Raw genomic sequence first — 15,616 nt, 5'->3', positions numbered from 1 at the left:
TCGGGTCAGCGTTTAAGAAAAGAGAGGCTCCTGGCCACCAGGTACACCCCATGGTAGAACACATTCGGCACCAGGGCCCGGGGCGTGATAAAACCGAATTTGGTGACGGTGAGCCCCACGTTGAGAGCCACGGCCACCACCGCAGCCACCATGGCCCCTGCAAAGCGCCCCGTCACCAGCAGGAGAAGGGACAGGCACCACAGGGCACTGTGGACCGAAGCGGCCACGGCCACCTTGGATCGGGTAAAGGCCGCAAAGCTCTGCATGTCCCCGGTGCCGTGCCAGAGCTCCCTTAGGAAAAACGCCTTCACGGTTTTCGGGTACCCCTCGTGGTGGGTCCTGTACCCCGGGTTGATGTGCAGCGCCGCCCCGGCGGCCCGGGCCCTGTCGCAGAAATCCACGTCCTCTCCCGTCACCAGGTCTTCCCGAAACCCGCCCACTGCCTCAAACACGGCCCGCGTTGTGATGATGTTTCCACCATTGAGGTAGGTGGCGGCCCGATGGGTCCGCCGGACCAGATGGGCGAACCACACCTCCTCAAGGGCGCTGGGCTCTTCGGAGAGGTCGTACCGGGCCCCGGTCACCACCAGGGGACCGCCCTCCAGCAGGGGAAGCTCCTGGCGGAGCTGCCTCACCCATTCGTCGGTGATGAGCACATCGGCGTCCAGAAAGGCCAGGACCGGGGCTGTTGACGAGGCAACCCCGATATTGCGGGCCCGCGAAATGGTGACGGCCTCGGCAAGGGGGACAAGGGTCACCCCCTCCACCCCCCGGGCAATGGCTGCGGTACCGTCGGTGGAGCCGTTGTCCACCACCACCACCTCCTTGAGAAGGTCGTCGTCCAGCAGCTCAAACACACGCCCCAGGGTGGCGCCGATGAAATCCTCTTCATTGTAGGCGGGAATAATGACGGACAGGGATGGACCTTGTGAATCCATGGGTCTCCGTTGGTCTTTTATAGTATTAGGTTGTCAACGATGCCTCCGCGGCCCTGCCGGAGGCATCGCTGTCATGATTTAAGCCGTTTCAGTTCACCTCAAGGGGGCCGACCTCCCCGCCGCCCCAGGGGGCCTCAAGGGTGACGAACATCTTCCAGGGGGACCAGCCCGAGAGGTTTCCCCCTTCGTCGGCCTGTCGGACCCGGGCGTAGTAGGTGGTGCACTGGGCCAGGGAGGCCTGGCCTGCAAGGCTTCCCTGGAAGGCACCGGAGCTGCTGTTCACCACCAGTGTGTTGCCGGTGCCCGACACCTGCCCGGCCCACACCATGCCGGTCTCCGAAGACGTGGTGCTCACCTGCCCTTCGAACCCGCTCTGGGTGTGGCCCGCATAGTCAAAGGCGGTTTTGTAAATGGCGGGATTCACCGGAGAGCCTGCCATGCCGATGCGTGAGGTGGCGATGACCAGGTTATCCAGATACCGCTGCTGGGGCCGGGGGGACCCACCGTTCCAATAGTTGCCCAGGGAAATCATGTTGATGCCGTAGTCACGCCAGGAACCGATCCAGTTGAGGCCTGTCTGGCGAATCTCCAGCTCCCCGTCGATCCAGAGGTCCTGTTCCCCGTCGCTGTTGCCCGGTGAGTTGAGCTTGACCCGGGACTCGATGCAGATCCAATGGTCGGCGTTGTCCGTGGCATAGATCTGGGTACTCCCAGACTTGGCCCCCAGCCAGGTCCCGTTGTTCTGGTCGTTGTAGGTGGTGGAGGTGACGGTGCTGCCTGAGACAAAGGTCTTGGGGTCCGTTCCCAGGGCCAGCTCATTGCCGTGCCACACGTGGGCGATCATGGCCTGGCGCCAGTCCGAGGCGGAAAACACCGAGGCGCGGGTGACTTTTTTGGCGTTGCCCTCCCACCCCTTGGAGAGCTTGATGTAAAACCGCCAGAAAACCTCATCGAAATCCTCGGAGCTGCGGCTTTTGGAACCCGCAGGGTTTCGGCCGAAGAAGTAGGAGACCGACCCGGCGCTCACCTGGCCTGCGGTAAACCATTTGGCCACAAGAGACTTGGAGGAGCCGCCGAACCCCTGGTCCGAAGTAATGGACAGGGCGGTGTTGTCCCCGGCGTTGTAGTCGGAGTAGTCGCTGGAAAGGGAAGACGATTCAAAATCGTCCATGAAAATGGTGTCGTCCCCGGCCACCTCATCCACCACCTCCACGCTGTCCACACGGGGCACCGGCACATTGGAATCGGGAGGATCCGGGTCCACGGGTTCGTCCCCACCGTCCTGGGGTCCCACCAGGGGGATGTATGCCCCCATGCTGGCCGCTTCGGACGTGCCGTCTCCATCCACATCCCGCCTGATGGCCATGTACCCGGCGCTGGAGCTGCTCAAGGCATACCCGTCGAGGGAAGAGGGCGAGCTGCCCCCCACAAAATCTGCGGAGGTGGAGCCCATGAGCTTGGAGTTGGCGCTGCCACCGGTGTGGCTGCGCCAGGCGTTCAGGTCATAGTTCACCCTGTTTTCGATAACGATGGTCCCGCTGGGATGCAGGTTCTCGTCCATGACCGAATTGTGGGCCGTGCTCTCATACCGGTGGATGGGGATCTCCTGGGTGAAAACATTGCCCCGGATGTCGTTGTTCCGGGCCCCGTCCGCGTCGTCGCTCAAAAGCAGCTGGGCCCCGAACACGGTGTTGTACCAGATCTTGTTGTTGTCTCCCCCGTCCCCGCCGTTTTCGCTGTTCACACGGAAGTTAACGTTATTCACGCCGATGACGTTGTCGTGGATGTAGGCGTAGTTGGTGTTGGTGAGGATGGAGTAACGAGTGGCCGTGTCGTGGATGTAGTTGTAGGCGATCTCGATCTGGGGAGAGTTCACTTCGTTGGCATGCTTGTAAAAGATGCCGATGGGGGAGTTGGAAAACTCGCAGTGGAGAACCCTGGCCCCGGGGCTGCGGAAGAAAATCACCCCGGCGGTGTTCTGGTGGACGTTAAAGCCGGGCCCCCTCACCGTGCAGTGTTCCATAAGGAGGTTTTCGGCCCGGATCGACGCTTTGACAAAGGCCACGTTGTCCCCGCCGTCGGTCATCTCGGCCGTGCAGTGGGAGATGGTAAAATTCGTTGCCGTGGTGTTGTAGCCCACATGGAAAAAGATGCCGCCCCCGCGGAAGTTGATCCCCCTGACGACGTTGTAGTTTCGCTCGATGTCAAACACCTTGGCCGATCCCAGGGTGCTGACAAAGGTCACGTCTTCGTTTTCGTAGTTCCGAAAGGTGATGGGACTTGAGGATGTGCCGTCATTTCCGCTGCTCTTGGTATCGATCTCCGAGGAGATGGTGTAGCTGCCACCCCGGAAATAGACGGTGTCTCCGGCCCGTGCGTTGAACCAGGCCTGCCGGGGCGAGGCCCAGGGTTTGTCGATGGTGTTGCTGTCGTAGGAGACGGAATCGCTGCCCCCGGGTGCCACATACAGCGCCTTTGCCCGGACCTCCGCGACCCCGGCCCCAATCATGAGCAGCACCGCCCACATCACCATGCAGCATCGGCCCGCAGCGCCCTTTGTCCTTGTCCGTTCGTCCATCATTTTCCTCCATCCACGTTTTTTTTCGACTTGCCTCAAAACCCCATGCAAAAACACACCGCCCCACGGCCCTTACAAAAGGCCCGCCAACCGGCAGCCGAACATCCTGTCCGAATTCGTCATGTCCTCATGCACCGGGATCCTGCTCAAGCTGTACACATCGCCTCTTCCGTCGTTCCACCCCCACTCGGTGGTCACGGCCGCGGCAAACCCGCACGATTCCACCTGCCGGGCAACGGCGGGACTCCAGTTGCCGTTGGGATAGCAAAAAGGCAAGAACCCGGGATCCACGGCCCCCCTGGCGCAAAGCTGTGCCATGGAGACCGAAAGCTCCTCGGCCACCTCCTCGTCGCTGAGAAGGGTGAGCAGATGGTGGCCGTGGGTGTGCGACCCGAAAGTGATCAGGCCCGAGGCCCGCATCTCCTCGACTTCCTGCCAGTTGATAAAGGCACGTTTTGACGGGTCAAACCCCACCTGCCACCTCTCGGAGAGACGGGTAAGCACCTTTTCGATCTCTGCTATGGGCTCTTTTTTCAGCAGGGCCGCGGCAGCTTCGATCTGTGCTTCCACGGGCCCCTTGAGCCCCTCCAGGGCCCTCACCCGGCTGTCCTTGCTGGGCCCGGTGGGTCCTGCGTCCTTCTGGCGCCCGTAGTAAAGAGCCACCAGCCTGTCGGTCCAGAAGATGCGGTCCTCCCCGATAAAAGCGGTGGGTAAAAACACCGTGGCCGTGGCCCTGGCCCCCATGAGAATCGGGTAGGCGTTTTCGTAAAAGTCGATCCACCCGTCATCGAAGGTCAGGACGCAATAGGGACGCCCCGATCCGGCACCGTTGGCTGAAAGGGCCAGCAAAAGGGCTTTTTCAAGGGAGACAATGTCAAACCGCTCTTTAAGAAACGCCACATGGGCCTCAAAGGTCTCGGGAGTCACGTACATCCCGGGCTGTGTGGTCCCCGCGGCCTCGGATTCGGAGAGCACGCGATGATACATGAGAACGGGATAGGCCCCGAAGGAGAGATCGGCAAGCCTCCGGGCCATGAGCCCCGTTCGGCAGTATGCCCAGGCCATGGCCCGCTTCACGGCGCCTTTGGCGCCCGTCAGGTCAAAAGGCCCCATGGCTCGCCTCGGAGGGTTCCCACGCCTCGGCCAGGGGTTCTGCAACGTTGACCGTCACGATGATCAACCCGGTGAGGTACCAGAAGTGGGCGTAGTACAGGACCGAAATAAAGGTGGCCGAAGCAAAGAACCCCACCATGGCCACGATAAACCCCAGGCCCAGGGCGCGAAGGAATCCGCGATCCTCGGCCTCGTCATCATCATCCCCTTCGTCTTCGTCCCAGTCCTCATCCCATGTCGACACCCTGATCAGCCAGAAGACGTCTTTCACATTGGCGTGCACCAGAAGCAGGTAGAGAAGGGTTCCGATGATGCCGGTCTCCGGAATCAGGGTAAACCAGAGGGAGTGGGCGGCACGCCCCCACATGCTCCTCTGGAAATCATTCCCCTGGTATTCGGGAAAACGGATAGGGTAGTTGTTGCCCCCCACCCCCAGGGGATTGTCCAGAAACATCCGCCAGCCTGCTGCCCAGGATTTGAGCCGGGTGTCTGCGGTGCTCTCCGACAAATCCGTGATGGTGGCCATCTCATCGATGTACCCGGAGTCCACCCACAGAACCACGGCCACGCAGGCCAGGGCCACCAGGGTAAGGGAAAGCGCCCTTCTCTTTGAGAAAAAACACATGGCAAGGCACACCGCCAGCAGCCCCACAAAGCCCCCACGGGACATGGAGCCCACCACCGTCAGCAGCCCCACCCCCACCCCGGCGAGAAAGAGAAGCCGGAGGCTCCGGCTGCGTTCCGTGGCATAGAGGTAGTAGCTGATGGGAAACCACATGTTCATGTACAAAGAGAGATCATTCTGATCGTGAAAGTAGTGCCCCGGCCCGATCCAGCCGTGGGTCATGGAGTACAGGCCGATGTAAATCGACAGGATCACCCCCACCGTCATGACGGTCCGCAGGCGACGGACCGAGTCCACGCACACAATAAGGGAGAGCACAAAGGGCATGTAGAGAAGCTGGGTCTTAAAGGCCATAAAGGAGTAATACTGGTTGCGGACAAAGGGAACGTACGCCGCCAGCAGCAGGATGAACAGCCCCATGAGCCACACCTGTCGGTACTGGAGGTAGTCTTTGTACCCGTTGATCAAAAGGTAGAAGCACAGGACCAGGGTCAGGATCAGGGCGGGCCGCATGGCGGCGATGGGCAATACCACCTGGGGCCTGCCGTAATCCACCACAAGGTACATCATGGTGAAAAAAAACCACGACGCGTGCTGGGTTCCGCGCTCCATGGTCAACCCGGGTTGCGTTACGTTGGACATAGGCCTTCCGATCCGGTTTCCAAGGCCAGGGCTCAGGGCCGTGACCCGCAGGTAAATAAGTTGCTGCTCACGTTTCGGCGGTATTTCCTTTCGGGAGCTTCCGGTCCCCTTGGTCGGCCCGCGTGTAGACCGACAGGGCATAGAGCAAAAATCCGATGGAATAGAAAAACTCGGCGATCTCGGCGTGGGACCAGTGGGCCAGAACCATCATGGCCACCTTTTCGTAGGCAATGGCCACCACAAACAGGGGAACGCAGAGCAGGGGCGCCACGGGAAACCGCAGGGCCTCAAGGAGGGCCCGCACCCTGGGGACCCACGCCTTCAGCAGGGGAAGGATGACAAAGAGGATGGCGGCCATGGCCGCCAGGAGCCGGTGGGTGTTGAAGATGTGGGAGTACTTGGAAAAAAAGGCCATGTTGTGGACGTTGAGTTCGTTCTGGACATTGATGCGGGTGATGCCCTCCGGAACCTCATAATGAAACATCCACTGCCCCCAGCTCTCCTCTTCCCCGGCGATAAACACAAACATCAACCCGAAGAGAAGATAGAACACGATCCCTTTAAAGGACCTTTCGACCCGGTACACCTGCCAGGCCCGGACCCAGAACATCAACCCCGAAGCCAGGTAAAGAATCGCCGTCAACAGCTCGGTGTAGGCGCTCTCCTTCACCAGGAGGAGATAGAGCTCCATGTCCGTCACCATGATGATGAAAAAAATCGCCGCCAGGCATAAAAACAGCAGCGTCCAGACAAAATACGTGCCGGGTTGATTTGACAGGTCCACTGCCCTTTTCTCCGCCGTGCCGACCCCTGCCCTGTTCATGGTCCCTCCTTCCCGTGGTCTTGCCACAACGCCACGCTCACATGGCGGCGTTGTAAAAGCTCACGACATTGTTGAGGTAGGTTTCCTTCACATGCTCGGTAAACGCCCGCTTTCGGGCGGCCTCACCAAGGACGTCCCTCAAGGCCTTGTCCGCCATGAGCTGCGCCAGTTTTTCCGACAGCTCCGCCGTGTTTTCCGGTTCAAAGAGCACCCCGTCCACCCCGTCCCGGATCACGGTGGGGATCCCGTCCACGTTGGCCCCGATGCGGGGTTTTCCGGCGGCCATGGACTCCACCAGCACCCGTCCCATGGCTTCCGACCGGGAGGGCAGCACAAAAATGGAGCACCCCCGGATGTGATCCGGAACCTCCGAGGTCTCCACCGGGGGGTGATGGACTATCTGGGGATGATTGCCCATGCATGCCTCCAGCTCCCGGGGATCCGGGTACCAGCCGAGGATCTTCAGCCGCCACTGGGGGAACTCCGGGGCCACCCGCTTAAAGGCGTCGATGAGAATATCCACGCCCTTGCGCTTGAAGGGATACCCCACAAAGAGCACCTCGTGGTTCTCGGTCCCGTTTCCCCCGGCAAACCGGTCGATGGGCACGTAATTGGAAAAACTGTGGATAACGTCGGTTTTCATCACCGGTTTGAAGGGATCCACCTGGGTGGGAAACAGGAGCTTGACCCCGTCGGCCCTTTTAAGGACCCAGGCCTCGATCCTGGGGTAAAAAAATTTTTTCAGCCTCACGGAGAGGGTATGGGCGTCGTCCATGTACTCGGCAGGGGATGTGTAGACCCCGTTGACCTCCGGGGCGAACTTCGTGTTTAAGATGGCGGCGGTGACAGCGCCCCAGACCCCGGTTTTCAACGGATCGTAAGTAACCACCAGGTCGTAGCGGTCCTTTTTCATCCGTGAGGCCAGGGCAAAGGCCACACACCGCATGAAAAACAGGATGTTGTACATCAGGTACCGGTCGTAGCGGATTTTCGTAAGAATCAACCGAAAATGTCCCGCCTTGCGCACCTTGAGCATGGGCCCGTAGCAAGAGCCCAGCACCACCCCTTGAAAATGGGCAGACAGGTCCTCGTACTTGGACAGTTCCGAAACCTTGCTTAAAGGGCGGGGAACGATAAAGACCAGCTTTTTCCTGTTGCCGTTGCCTTCCATCACACGCTCTCCTCGGTCCAGTTTACTCATGAAATATCCGGGGTAAGGTGGCCCATGAGCTTTTGCGTCAGGGCCTCCCGTGAGAAGCAGTCCATAAACTCTTCAACATGGTTGTCAGGCAGGGGGCCTTTTGCGTACCTGTCCATGGCATCCACAATGGCCCCTTTGATCTTCTCCGCAGAGTCCTCGGTGATGACATAGGAGCCGGGGCTGTAACGCCGGATGATCTCTTCGGCCTCACCGGGCGGGATGGTGGCCAGAAACGGGATGTTCATGGGGATCCCCTCAAAAAGCTTGGTGCTGAGCATCAGCTTCATGATGCGTAAGAGCTGCAAATGGGACCGCCGCATGGCCAGCAGCACCTCTGCGTGGCTCACCCGGCCGTTGACCGTCACCAGGTCCTCCACCCCGAAGCGGGCCGCATAGTCGCGGATCGCCCCCTGTTCGGAGCCGTAAAAGAGAAACTGAAAGGTCTCGGAACAGATCCTGTTTTCCTTCTTCAGCTGGGCCAGGGCCGAAAAGAAGTTGTCCGCGTACATGTTCAGGGAGGGGTTGAACTTGTAGTAGAACTGCCCGGTATAGATGATGGTGAACCGGTGGAACTTCTCGGGCTGATCCGTCACCAGATGGGTGGCGTCAAAGCCGTTGTGGACGGTGACCACCTTCTCTTTGAACTGGGGGAACTGGGCTGCATACTCCCGCCGGGTCTCGTCGGTGGTGACGATGAGCAGGTCGGTGTGCTTCAGAAACAGCCTCGCAAAAAAGGCATCAATCCTCTCTTTGGTGCGGCTGGCCTTGGAGCCCTCCAGCGTCAACCCGAAGGGATCGCGAAAATCAAGGACCAGCCGCCTGCCGGTGAGCCGTCGGCAGGCCACCCCGATGAGGGCGGCGCTGAAAGGGGAGCAGGAGACATAGACGGTCTCGATATTGTGGGCACGGATGAGCTTGACGGCCCGAACAACGGTCAGCGGCACCCACCCCACGAAAAAATCTGGGATGCAGAGGAACTCGTAGAAATAGTTCCGCGATACGCCCCTGTTGAACAGGGAGAGGACTCTGTCCACCAGGCCGTTGGCCTTGCCCAGAAACTTGATGGGGTTGACAAGGGACCGGGTGTAGACCGCGGGCACCCCGTCCGGAGGTGCGTCGGTGCCCAGGGAGCAGTAGTGCCTGTCCGGGTTTTTCACGCTCAGGGCATAGGGGCTCCAGCCCTCCTTTTTCAGGTAGGTGGCAAAGGCAACGCTCCGCTTGCACCCCACATCGGTCAAGGGCGGAAAGTAGTAACACACCATCAATAGGTTTTTAGATGCCACAGGCGCCCTCAAGAACCGACGTGATCCGCTCACCGGCATGGCCGTCCCACAGCTCCGGCACGGTGCATGGTTTCCACCGGCCGGACAGGGCCTTCAGGCTTTCGGCTTTAAGCCTTTCGCCGTCGGAGCCCACGATAAGATTGGAGCCCACCTCCACGGTGACGGGCCGCTCCGTGTTTTCCCGGATGGTGATGCAGGGGATCTCAAGGGCCGTGGTCTCCTCCTGGAGCCCGCCGCTGTCCGTGATGACCAGGGCCGCGTCCTTCCACAGGTAGAGAAAATCGTTGTAGCCCAGGGGCGGCATGCACAACAGGCCCTCTTTCACGGTACCCCCGTTGATGGGGGGCTCGCTGAGATACCCGTCCAGACCAAAGCGCGTGATGTTTTTTCGCGACCGGGGGTGGCAGGGAAAGATCACAGGCACCTCCCCGGCCAGGTCTCCGAGGGCGGCCAGCATGGCCTCCAGCACCTCGGGGTTGTCCACGTTGGAGGGCCGGTGCATGGTCAGGCAGATGTAGTTTCCGCGGATGCTCTGCTTCAGGGTCGCCACCTCACCGGACACCGCCGAGGCCTCAAGCCGGCCCAGCTGGTAAAACAGATTGTCGATCATCACGTTGCCCACAAAGTGGACCCGTCCGGGGTCGCATCCTGTGGAGACAAGGTTGGCGGTGGCGCCCTTTTCCGTAGTAAAAAAAATATCGGTGATGGCATCGGTGGCCAGCCGGTTGATCTCTTCGGGCATCAATCGGTCCCCGGAGCGCAGGCCCGCCTCCACATGGATCAGGCTCGCCCCCAGTTTTTTGGCCACAAGGCCAGCGGCAATGGTGGAATTGACGTCCCCCACCACCATCACGTAATCGGGTCGGTCCGTCAGGCAGATCTCCTCGAACTTCATCATAACCGAAGCGGTTTGAAAGGCGTGGGTGCCGGACCCCACCTCCAGGTTGTGGTCCGGCCTCCGGATGCCCAGCTCCGCGAAAAAGGAACCGGACATGTTGTGGTCGTAGTGCTGACCGGTATGAACGATCACGGTCTCAAAGGCCGGGGAGGCGTCCATGGCACGGACGATGGGCGCAATTTTCATGAAATTGGGACGGGCCCCGGCCACGACAAATATCTTTTTTTTCTTCATCGGTTTCACACCCCGTGAAATCAACGGCCGGGCCACGGCATGGCCCGATCCTTAATAAGGGTTACGGCTTGGTGGCATCATGGCTCATGCGCAGGCGCTTGATGCCCACCGACACCACCCCGGAGACAGACTCCGCCACCTTGTCGAAGACGGCTCGCTCCAGCTTGAAAAGAACCAGCAGATAGGCCACGCCCCCGACCACAACGTAGAGGGCCAGCTCAGCCCCCAGGGCAACATCAAAGGGCGCCGAGTCCACCCCGTAGCGCAAGGCCGTCACCCCGCACACCATGGCAGCAGACGCCACCAAAGACCCCATGATGTTGGCAACATACGTGGAGACCGGGATCCCGATCTTTCGAATGGTCACAAGGACCCAGCCGAGGCAGAGCAGGGGGTTGACGGTGAGCCACGGGATGACGATGGCGTTAAGGCCGTAAGGGATAACCAGGTAAAAGGAGATGGGCATGCACACGGCGCAGGCCAGCTGGTAGTAAAGCCCCCATTTGGGCCGCCCCTGGGCAAAGTGCACAAAGCTGTTGTTGGCGTTTAAGGCAATGAAGATCTGGGCGATGCACAGATATCGGAACACATGGATGATGGGGCTCCACTTCTCCGTAAGGAGCAGGGTGACGATGACGTCCCCGGTGAGAAAGCCCCCCAAAAAAAAGGGAATCACAAGGAGCATGGAGACCTTGGTGATGCTTAAGTAGAACCGGTTGAACTCCTCCTTGTTTCCCTGGAGCTTGGCAAAGGCGGAGAAGGCCACCTGGTTGATAAGGGAGACGATCTTTTCCGTGGGGATCTTCGAGAGCTGAAGGGCCAGGGAGTAGTACCCCAGGGTCCCGCTCTGCCACGCGCGCCCGGCAAAGAACTGGTCTGATTTTTCCCAGACATAAAAAACAGACCCGCTGAAGGCCTTGGTGAGCCCGAAGAAAACATAGGGCTTGAGCTCCCGGTAGCTGAAGTGCAGCCGGGGGCAATAGCGGGTCTTGGCAAAGACAAAGACGGTGATGACCGAAAAGGAGATGATCCGCCCGCCCAGAAGGGTCCACGCCCCCCCGCCCCGGGTGGCGATGATCATCATGCCCAGGCACGACACCACGGTGCCCACCATGGTCATGAACCCCAGGAACTTGAACCCCAGCTCTTTTTTGATGAGGTTCAAGGGGATGATCTGAAGGCCCGACAGGATGAAAATAACGGAGACGGCCTGGGTCAGGGGCACGACCCGGGGCTCCCGGAGAAGATAGGCGGTCAGGTAAGACAGGGGCACGCAACTTGCCGCCACCAGGCAGCTCACCCCCAGGGCAAACCAGAACACGCTGGAGAGGTGCTCGGTGACGATGTCCTGCTTCTGGATGATGGCGGCCCCCAAGCCCAGCTCGTTGAAGATCTCGGCATAGCCCGTCACGATGGTGGCCATGACCATGAGCCCGTAGTCCTCGGGGACCAGAACCCGGGCGATGAAGATCGTCACCGCCCAGGAGAAGAGCTGGCTGAAGAGACGGAACAGGGCCAGCCAGGAGACGCCCTTGAACGCTTTTTCAACGACAGTCATGATGGGTCCGTCCCGTTCCGCCCGAGATAGAGGGCCTCATACCGTGCCGCCATGGTCTCGGCGCTGAACCGATCCCAAAAGACCTGCCGTCCGGCGTCCCGGTACGCTGCCAGCCTGGCCTCGTCGTCCAAAAGGGCTGCGGCCTCTGCGGCCAGGGCCCCCGGGTCTGCCGGGGGCACCAGGGAACCGTTGACGCCGTGGGTGATCACCGACGGGACGCCCCCCACCCGGGTGGCCAGCAAGGGACACCCGGCGGCCATGGCCTCGGGGATCACCATGGGCAACCCTTCACGCAGGGACGGGAGCACGCACAAATCAAAGAGCCCCAATAGCTCCGGCACATCCATGCGGGGCCCGATAAAGCGGATGCGATGGGTCATGCCAAGGTTCCGGGCCTCCTCTTCCAGAGCTCCCTGTCGGCTGCCCTGCCCGGCCACCACCAATGTTGCACCGGGAATACGGGCGACAATCTCCGGCATGGCCCGGATAAGAAAAATCCCTCCCTTTTCTTCCTCCAGGCGCGCCACAAACCCCAACACAGGCCCGTCAAAATTCAGGCCCAGTTCGCGGGCCTTGGCCCTGCGGTCCACGGGAACGGCGTAGGTCTCCCCGGAGATGCCGTTGACGATGGTGGCCAGCTTGGCAGCAGAAATTTTCTCGTAACGCCTCAGGTTGGACACCGTATGGTCCGAAACCCCCACCACCTTGTGGGCAACGTGGGAGACCGCCCATTCGGCAACCATATACCGCCATTTGTCCGGAAAGGCGCGGGCATGGTCCGTGTGGATCCGTCTCTTCACCCCGGCCATGAGGGCACCCACCATGCCGTCCACAAAGGGCTGGGTGTTGTGGGTATGGATCACCTCGATCTTCTCGCGCCGCAACAGGCGCCCCACCTTCATAAACGAAAAATAGTCGGTGCCCTCCTTCTGGGGCAACAGGAAGACAGGGATCCCCATGGCCTCCACCTCCGGGGCAAATTCCCCCAGTTCTCTCAGACAGAGCACAGAGACATCGAAGCGCTCTTTGTCGATGTGGCGGCACAAGTTCACCACCACCTGCTGGAGACCGCCGATGGCCAGATCGTGGGTGATCTGCATCAACCGGATTTTTCGGTGAGCGGCGCTCATGGCACGGCCTCCCCACCGGACGTCGCGGTAAACGGAAGCGCTTTGCGGATGCGCCGTCGGTCTCCATCCGTCACATAGGGATGCACCGGCAGGGTCACCAACCGGCTCGCAACCTCCCGGGCCCCGGGGCAGTGGGTGTCCCCGCAATGGGCCCCCATGGCGGAAAGGCGATCCAGGGATCGCGGGTAGGCGGCCATCACGCCCAGGCCAAGGCGCTCGCTGGCCGACAGAAGCGTCTGCCTCTGCGTCGGCTCCGACACCAGAAGGGGATACCTCAAAAGGCCCTCGGCAGGGCTCGTGAGCCCTGCGCCCCCGTCACCTTGAAGCGCCTCGGCCCAGGCATCGGTGTGGCGGCGCCGCGCTGACGACGCCTCCTCCAGCCGCTGTTGCCAGCCACGGGCCAGCCCTGCCTGAAAGCCGGACATGCGTTTTAAGGCAAAGTCGGTATCAAAATGGGTCTCCCCGAGTTTCAAAAACGGAAGGGCCTTGGGAAGCCAGAAGAGCCTGGGATCCATGAGCAGGGCAAGGGCCGCAGCCTGCACCGCAAGGTTCACGAGATCAAGGGCCGAGTACCCGCCAAAAAACGCAAGCTCATCAAAAAGGGCTTTGGCAAGGTCCCCGTTGTCGGTGAGGACCACGCCCCCTTCCACCGTGGAGAGAGCCTTGCCCCGCCCCAAACTGAAAAAGCCCACGTCCCCCAGGGTGCCCAGGGGCTTGCCCCGAAGCCGTCCCCCTAAGGCCTGGGCCGCGTCTTCGATGACCGTCACCGGAGTCCCGGCCGTGAGCTTGCGCACCTTCGGCACGTCCGAGGCCACCCCGAAGAGATGGGTGGGCACAACAGCCAGGATCTCATCGCCCCGCTCGGCCAGAAGCCGGGAAAGCCGCGAATAATCAAAATCCAGGGTTACCGGGTCGATGTCGCAGAGGCACACCGTAAGCCCTGCCCGTTTCACGGCCGAAGGGACGGAGTAACAGGTGTAGGCCGGGATCACCACCTCCCTGCGGGACGGGTTGAGCCGCTGCAGGGCCTTGAGGATCAGGTAGAGACAGGCCTTGCCCGACGAGACGAGGAAAACGTGGGCAGATCCGTGGTACGTTTTGAGTTCCTCTTCAAAACGCCGGAGTTCGTTTTTACCGCGCATCACGCCCTTGAGGCCGCTCAGCACGCTTTTCAAGGGCACGGGGGCGGCTGCGGGCGGCAGTGTACGTCCCAGTCTCACAGGCTGATCTGCCCCCTCACCATGGGCCCGATGACCCGGGTCACGGGGACGGGCAGCTTTTTCCAGAAAGCCATGGCCTTGCCAAACCGATCCCGCTCTCCGGCGGGCCCTTCGGACCGGGGCTGCTCTCCGGGTGTAAACCTGTACCAGTGCAGGGGATGGGGCTCCGGCCCCCACTGTTTTTTAAACCGGTAGGTCCCCTCCCCAGGGGTGGAGCGACCAAAATCAAAGGTGGTGTGCCCCGCATCGCATGCGAACTCCAGCATGCGCCAGTACAAGAGCATGTTGGGGCTCATCTTGTTGAACCGCCTCCGGGTGGAAGCCCAGGGGTTCTGGAGTGCCTTTCCAAAGGAGCAGACCACGGCCGCGGACACAGGCTCCCCGTCTTTTTCCACCAGGATGATGTTGGCTTTGCCGGAAAAGCGTTCCATCACCCGGTGAAACAGCTTTTTGGAGTGCACCGGGGACCCTAAGTCCCGCATGTTCTCGGCAAACACCGTATAAAAAGGGGCCACCAGCTCGTCCCCTCCCACCCGCGCCGAAAGCCCATCCCGGGTTCCCCGGGAGATCTGGTTCCTGAGCTTGGACTTGAACGAGCTCCACAGATCCTTGGACGAAGACGGAAGGCAGAGCACCATGCGCGCCTTGTCCCGGGCCACGGTGAGGGTATACACCCCTGCCCCCATGTCCAGGGTCTCCTGTCCGTCAAAGGAGCCCAGGGAACCGGCCTGCCTCACCTCCACACAACGCGACCCGGTTTCACGACCGATCTCAAGGGCCCGAGTCACAAGGGCCTGCTCGATCTCCGGGGTGTCGGCCACCACCCCGGCCATGTCCACGTAAGGCATGGAGACGAGCTTGTGGCCAAAAATCCGGGACCGCATGGCCACCAGGGGAAGCACCCCCACCACTTCATCGACGCCGTGGCGCCTCTCCAAGGCCGCAAGGCGAATATCCCGATGGCCGTAAACCTCCCGGACCAGCTCCCCCCATTGGGCCATGGCGTAAAGCGACCCCCTGCCGTGGGCAAACAGGTAGGCGTTCCAGGCCTCCTCCGTGACGGTGCGATCCGTTTCTGTGTTCACGATGTGCATGGGGTCCCCTCTATCCCGGATAGTTCATGAAATAAAATTTGCCTCCGGCGGCCAGGTGGAGGCACCTGGAAACCCTATAGTGAATGCATGGAGGCTGACATGATGCCCTCGTTTTGGGGGCATTCGCGTGGCGTGTGACATGTGGCAACCGTTTATGCAGGAGAGGACCATTTCATTTCTCAGGAAACGCGATGAAAGGGACGTGGGATGTGCGTGCCGTTTACCAGAATAACGCCACCGGCCCTTCAGGGAGTCACACATACATGCTGCTGTGATTTA

General features: G+C 60.8%; 12 protein-coding genes. All 12 read right to left on the bottom strand.

Going from position 1 to position 15,616, the window contains the following annotated elements; all coding sequences use genetic code 11:
• Positions 1 to 5: 5 nt before the first annotated feature.
• The 12 genes from MSL71_RS10420 to MSL71_RS10365 all read right to left on the bottom strand — a co-directional run bounded on the left by MSL71_RS10420 (position 6) and on the right by MSL71_RS10365 (position 15,337).
• Entirely contained in the window at positions 6 to 938 is a 933-nt protein-coding gene (locus MSL71_RS10420) for a glycosyltransferase family 2 protein (RefSeq protein ID WP_180139948.1), read from the bottom strand.
• 88 nt (positions 939 to 1,026) lie between these two features.
• Positions 1,027 to 3,519, bottom strand: coding sequence for a right-handed parallel beta-helix repeat-containing protein (locus MSL71_RS10415; protein ID WP_180139945.1), 2,493 nt, complete (start codon positions 3,517 to 3,519; stop codon positions 1,027 to 1,029).
• Between the two features lie 69 nt (positions 3,520 to 3,588).
• Entirely contained in the window at positions 3,589 to 4,629 is a 1,041-nt protein-coding gene (locus tag MSL71_RS10410; RefSeq protein ID WP_180139942.1) for a polysaccharide deacetylase family protein, read from the bottom strand.
• Entirely contained in the window at positions 4,616 to 5,896 is a 1,281-nt protein-coding gene (locus MSL71_RS10405; protein WP_180139939.1) for an O-antigen ligase family protein, read from the bottom strand. Before MSL71_RS10405 ends, MSL71_RS10410 begins: the two co-directional genes overlap by 14 nt.
• A 67-nt stretch (positions 5,897 to 5,963) precedes the next feature.
• On the bottom strand, positions 5,964 to 6,719 hold the full coding sequence (locus MSL71_RS10400) for a hypothetical protein (protein WP_180139937.1): 756 nt from the start codon (positions 6,717 to 6,719) through the stop codon (positions 5,964 to 5,966).
• A gap of 37 nt (positions 6,720 to 6,756) precedes the next feature.
• Entirely contained in the window at positions 6,757 to 7,920 is a 1,164-nt protein-coding gene (locus tag MSL71_RS10395; RefSeq protein WP_180139934.1) for a glycosyltransferase family 4 protein, read from the bottom strand.
• Positions 7,917 to 9,203: a glycosyltransferase gene (locus tag MSL71_RS10390; RefSeq protein ID WP_180139930.1), complete on the bottom strand. Its 1,287-nt coding sequence runs from the start codon at positions 9,201 to 9,203 to the stop codon at positions 7,917 to 7,919. Before MSL71_RS10390 ends, MSL71_RS10395 begins: the two co-directional genes overlap by 4 nt.
• The gene (wecB, locus tag MSL71_RS10385; RefSeq protein WP_180139927.1) at positions 9,193 to 10,335 is read right to left on the bottom strand and encodes a non-hydrolyzing UDP-N-acetylglucosamine 2-epimerase; all 1,143 of its coding nucleotides are present in this window, start codon (positions 10,333 to 10,335) and stop codon (positions 9,193 to 9,195) included. Before wecB ends, MSL71_RS10390 begins: the two co-directional genes overlap by 11 nt.
• A 61-nt stretch (positions 10,336 to 10,396) precedes the next feature.
• Positions 10,397 to 11,893 (bottom strand): lipopolysaccharide biosynthesis protein, encoded by a 1,497-nt coding sequence (locus MSL71_RS10380; protein ID WP_180139924.1) that lies wholly within the window; start codon positions 11,891 to 11,893, stop codon positions 10,397 to 10,399.
• A complete protein-coding gene (locus tag MSL71_RS10375) occupies positions 11,890 to 13,023 on the bottom strand; it encodes a glycosyltransferase (RefSeq protein WP_180139920.1) in 1,134 nt (377 codons plus the stop codon). Before MSL71_RS10375 ends, MSL71_RS10380 begins: the two co-directional genes overlap by 4 nt.
• Positions 13,020 to 14,243: a DegT/DnrJ/EryC1/StrS family aminotransferase gene (locus MSL71_RS10370; protein WP_180139917.1), complete on the bottom strand. Its 1,224-nt coding sequence runs from the start codon at positions 14,241 to 14,243 to the stop codon at positions 13,020 to 13,022. The genes MSL71_RS10375 and MSL71_RS10370 overlap by 4 nt, the downstream gene beginning before the upstream one ends.
• The gene (locus MSL71_RS10365; protein ID WP_180139914.1) at positions 14,240 to 15,337 is read right to left on the bottom strand and encodes a FemAB family XrtA/PEP-CTERM system-associated protein; all 1,098 of its coding nucleotides are present in this window, start codon (positions 15,335 to 15,337) and stop codon (positions 14,240 to 14,242) included. Before MSL71_RS10365 ends, MSL71_RS10370 begins: the two co-directional genes overlap by 4 nt.
• Positions 15,338 to 15,616 lie beyond the last annotated feature (279 nt).

Source organism: Desulfoluna butyratoxydans (genome assembly GCF_900699765.1).
Taxonomy (GTDB): domain Bacteria; phylum Desulfobacterota; class Desulfobacteria; order Desulfobacterales; family Desulfolunaceae; genus Desulfoluna; species Desulfoluna butyratoxydans.
The sequence above is the reverse complement of the archived record's forward strand: the minus strand, read 5'-3'. Positions and strand labels throughout refer to the sequence as shown.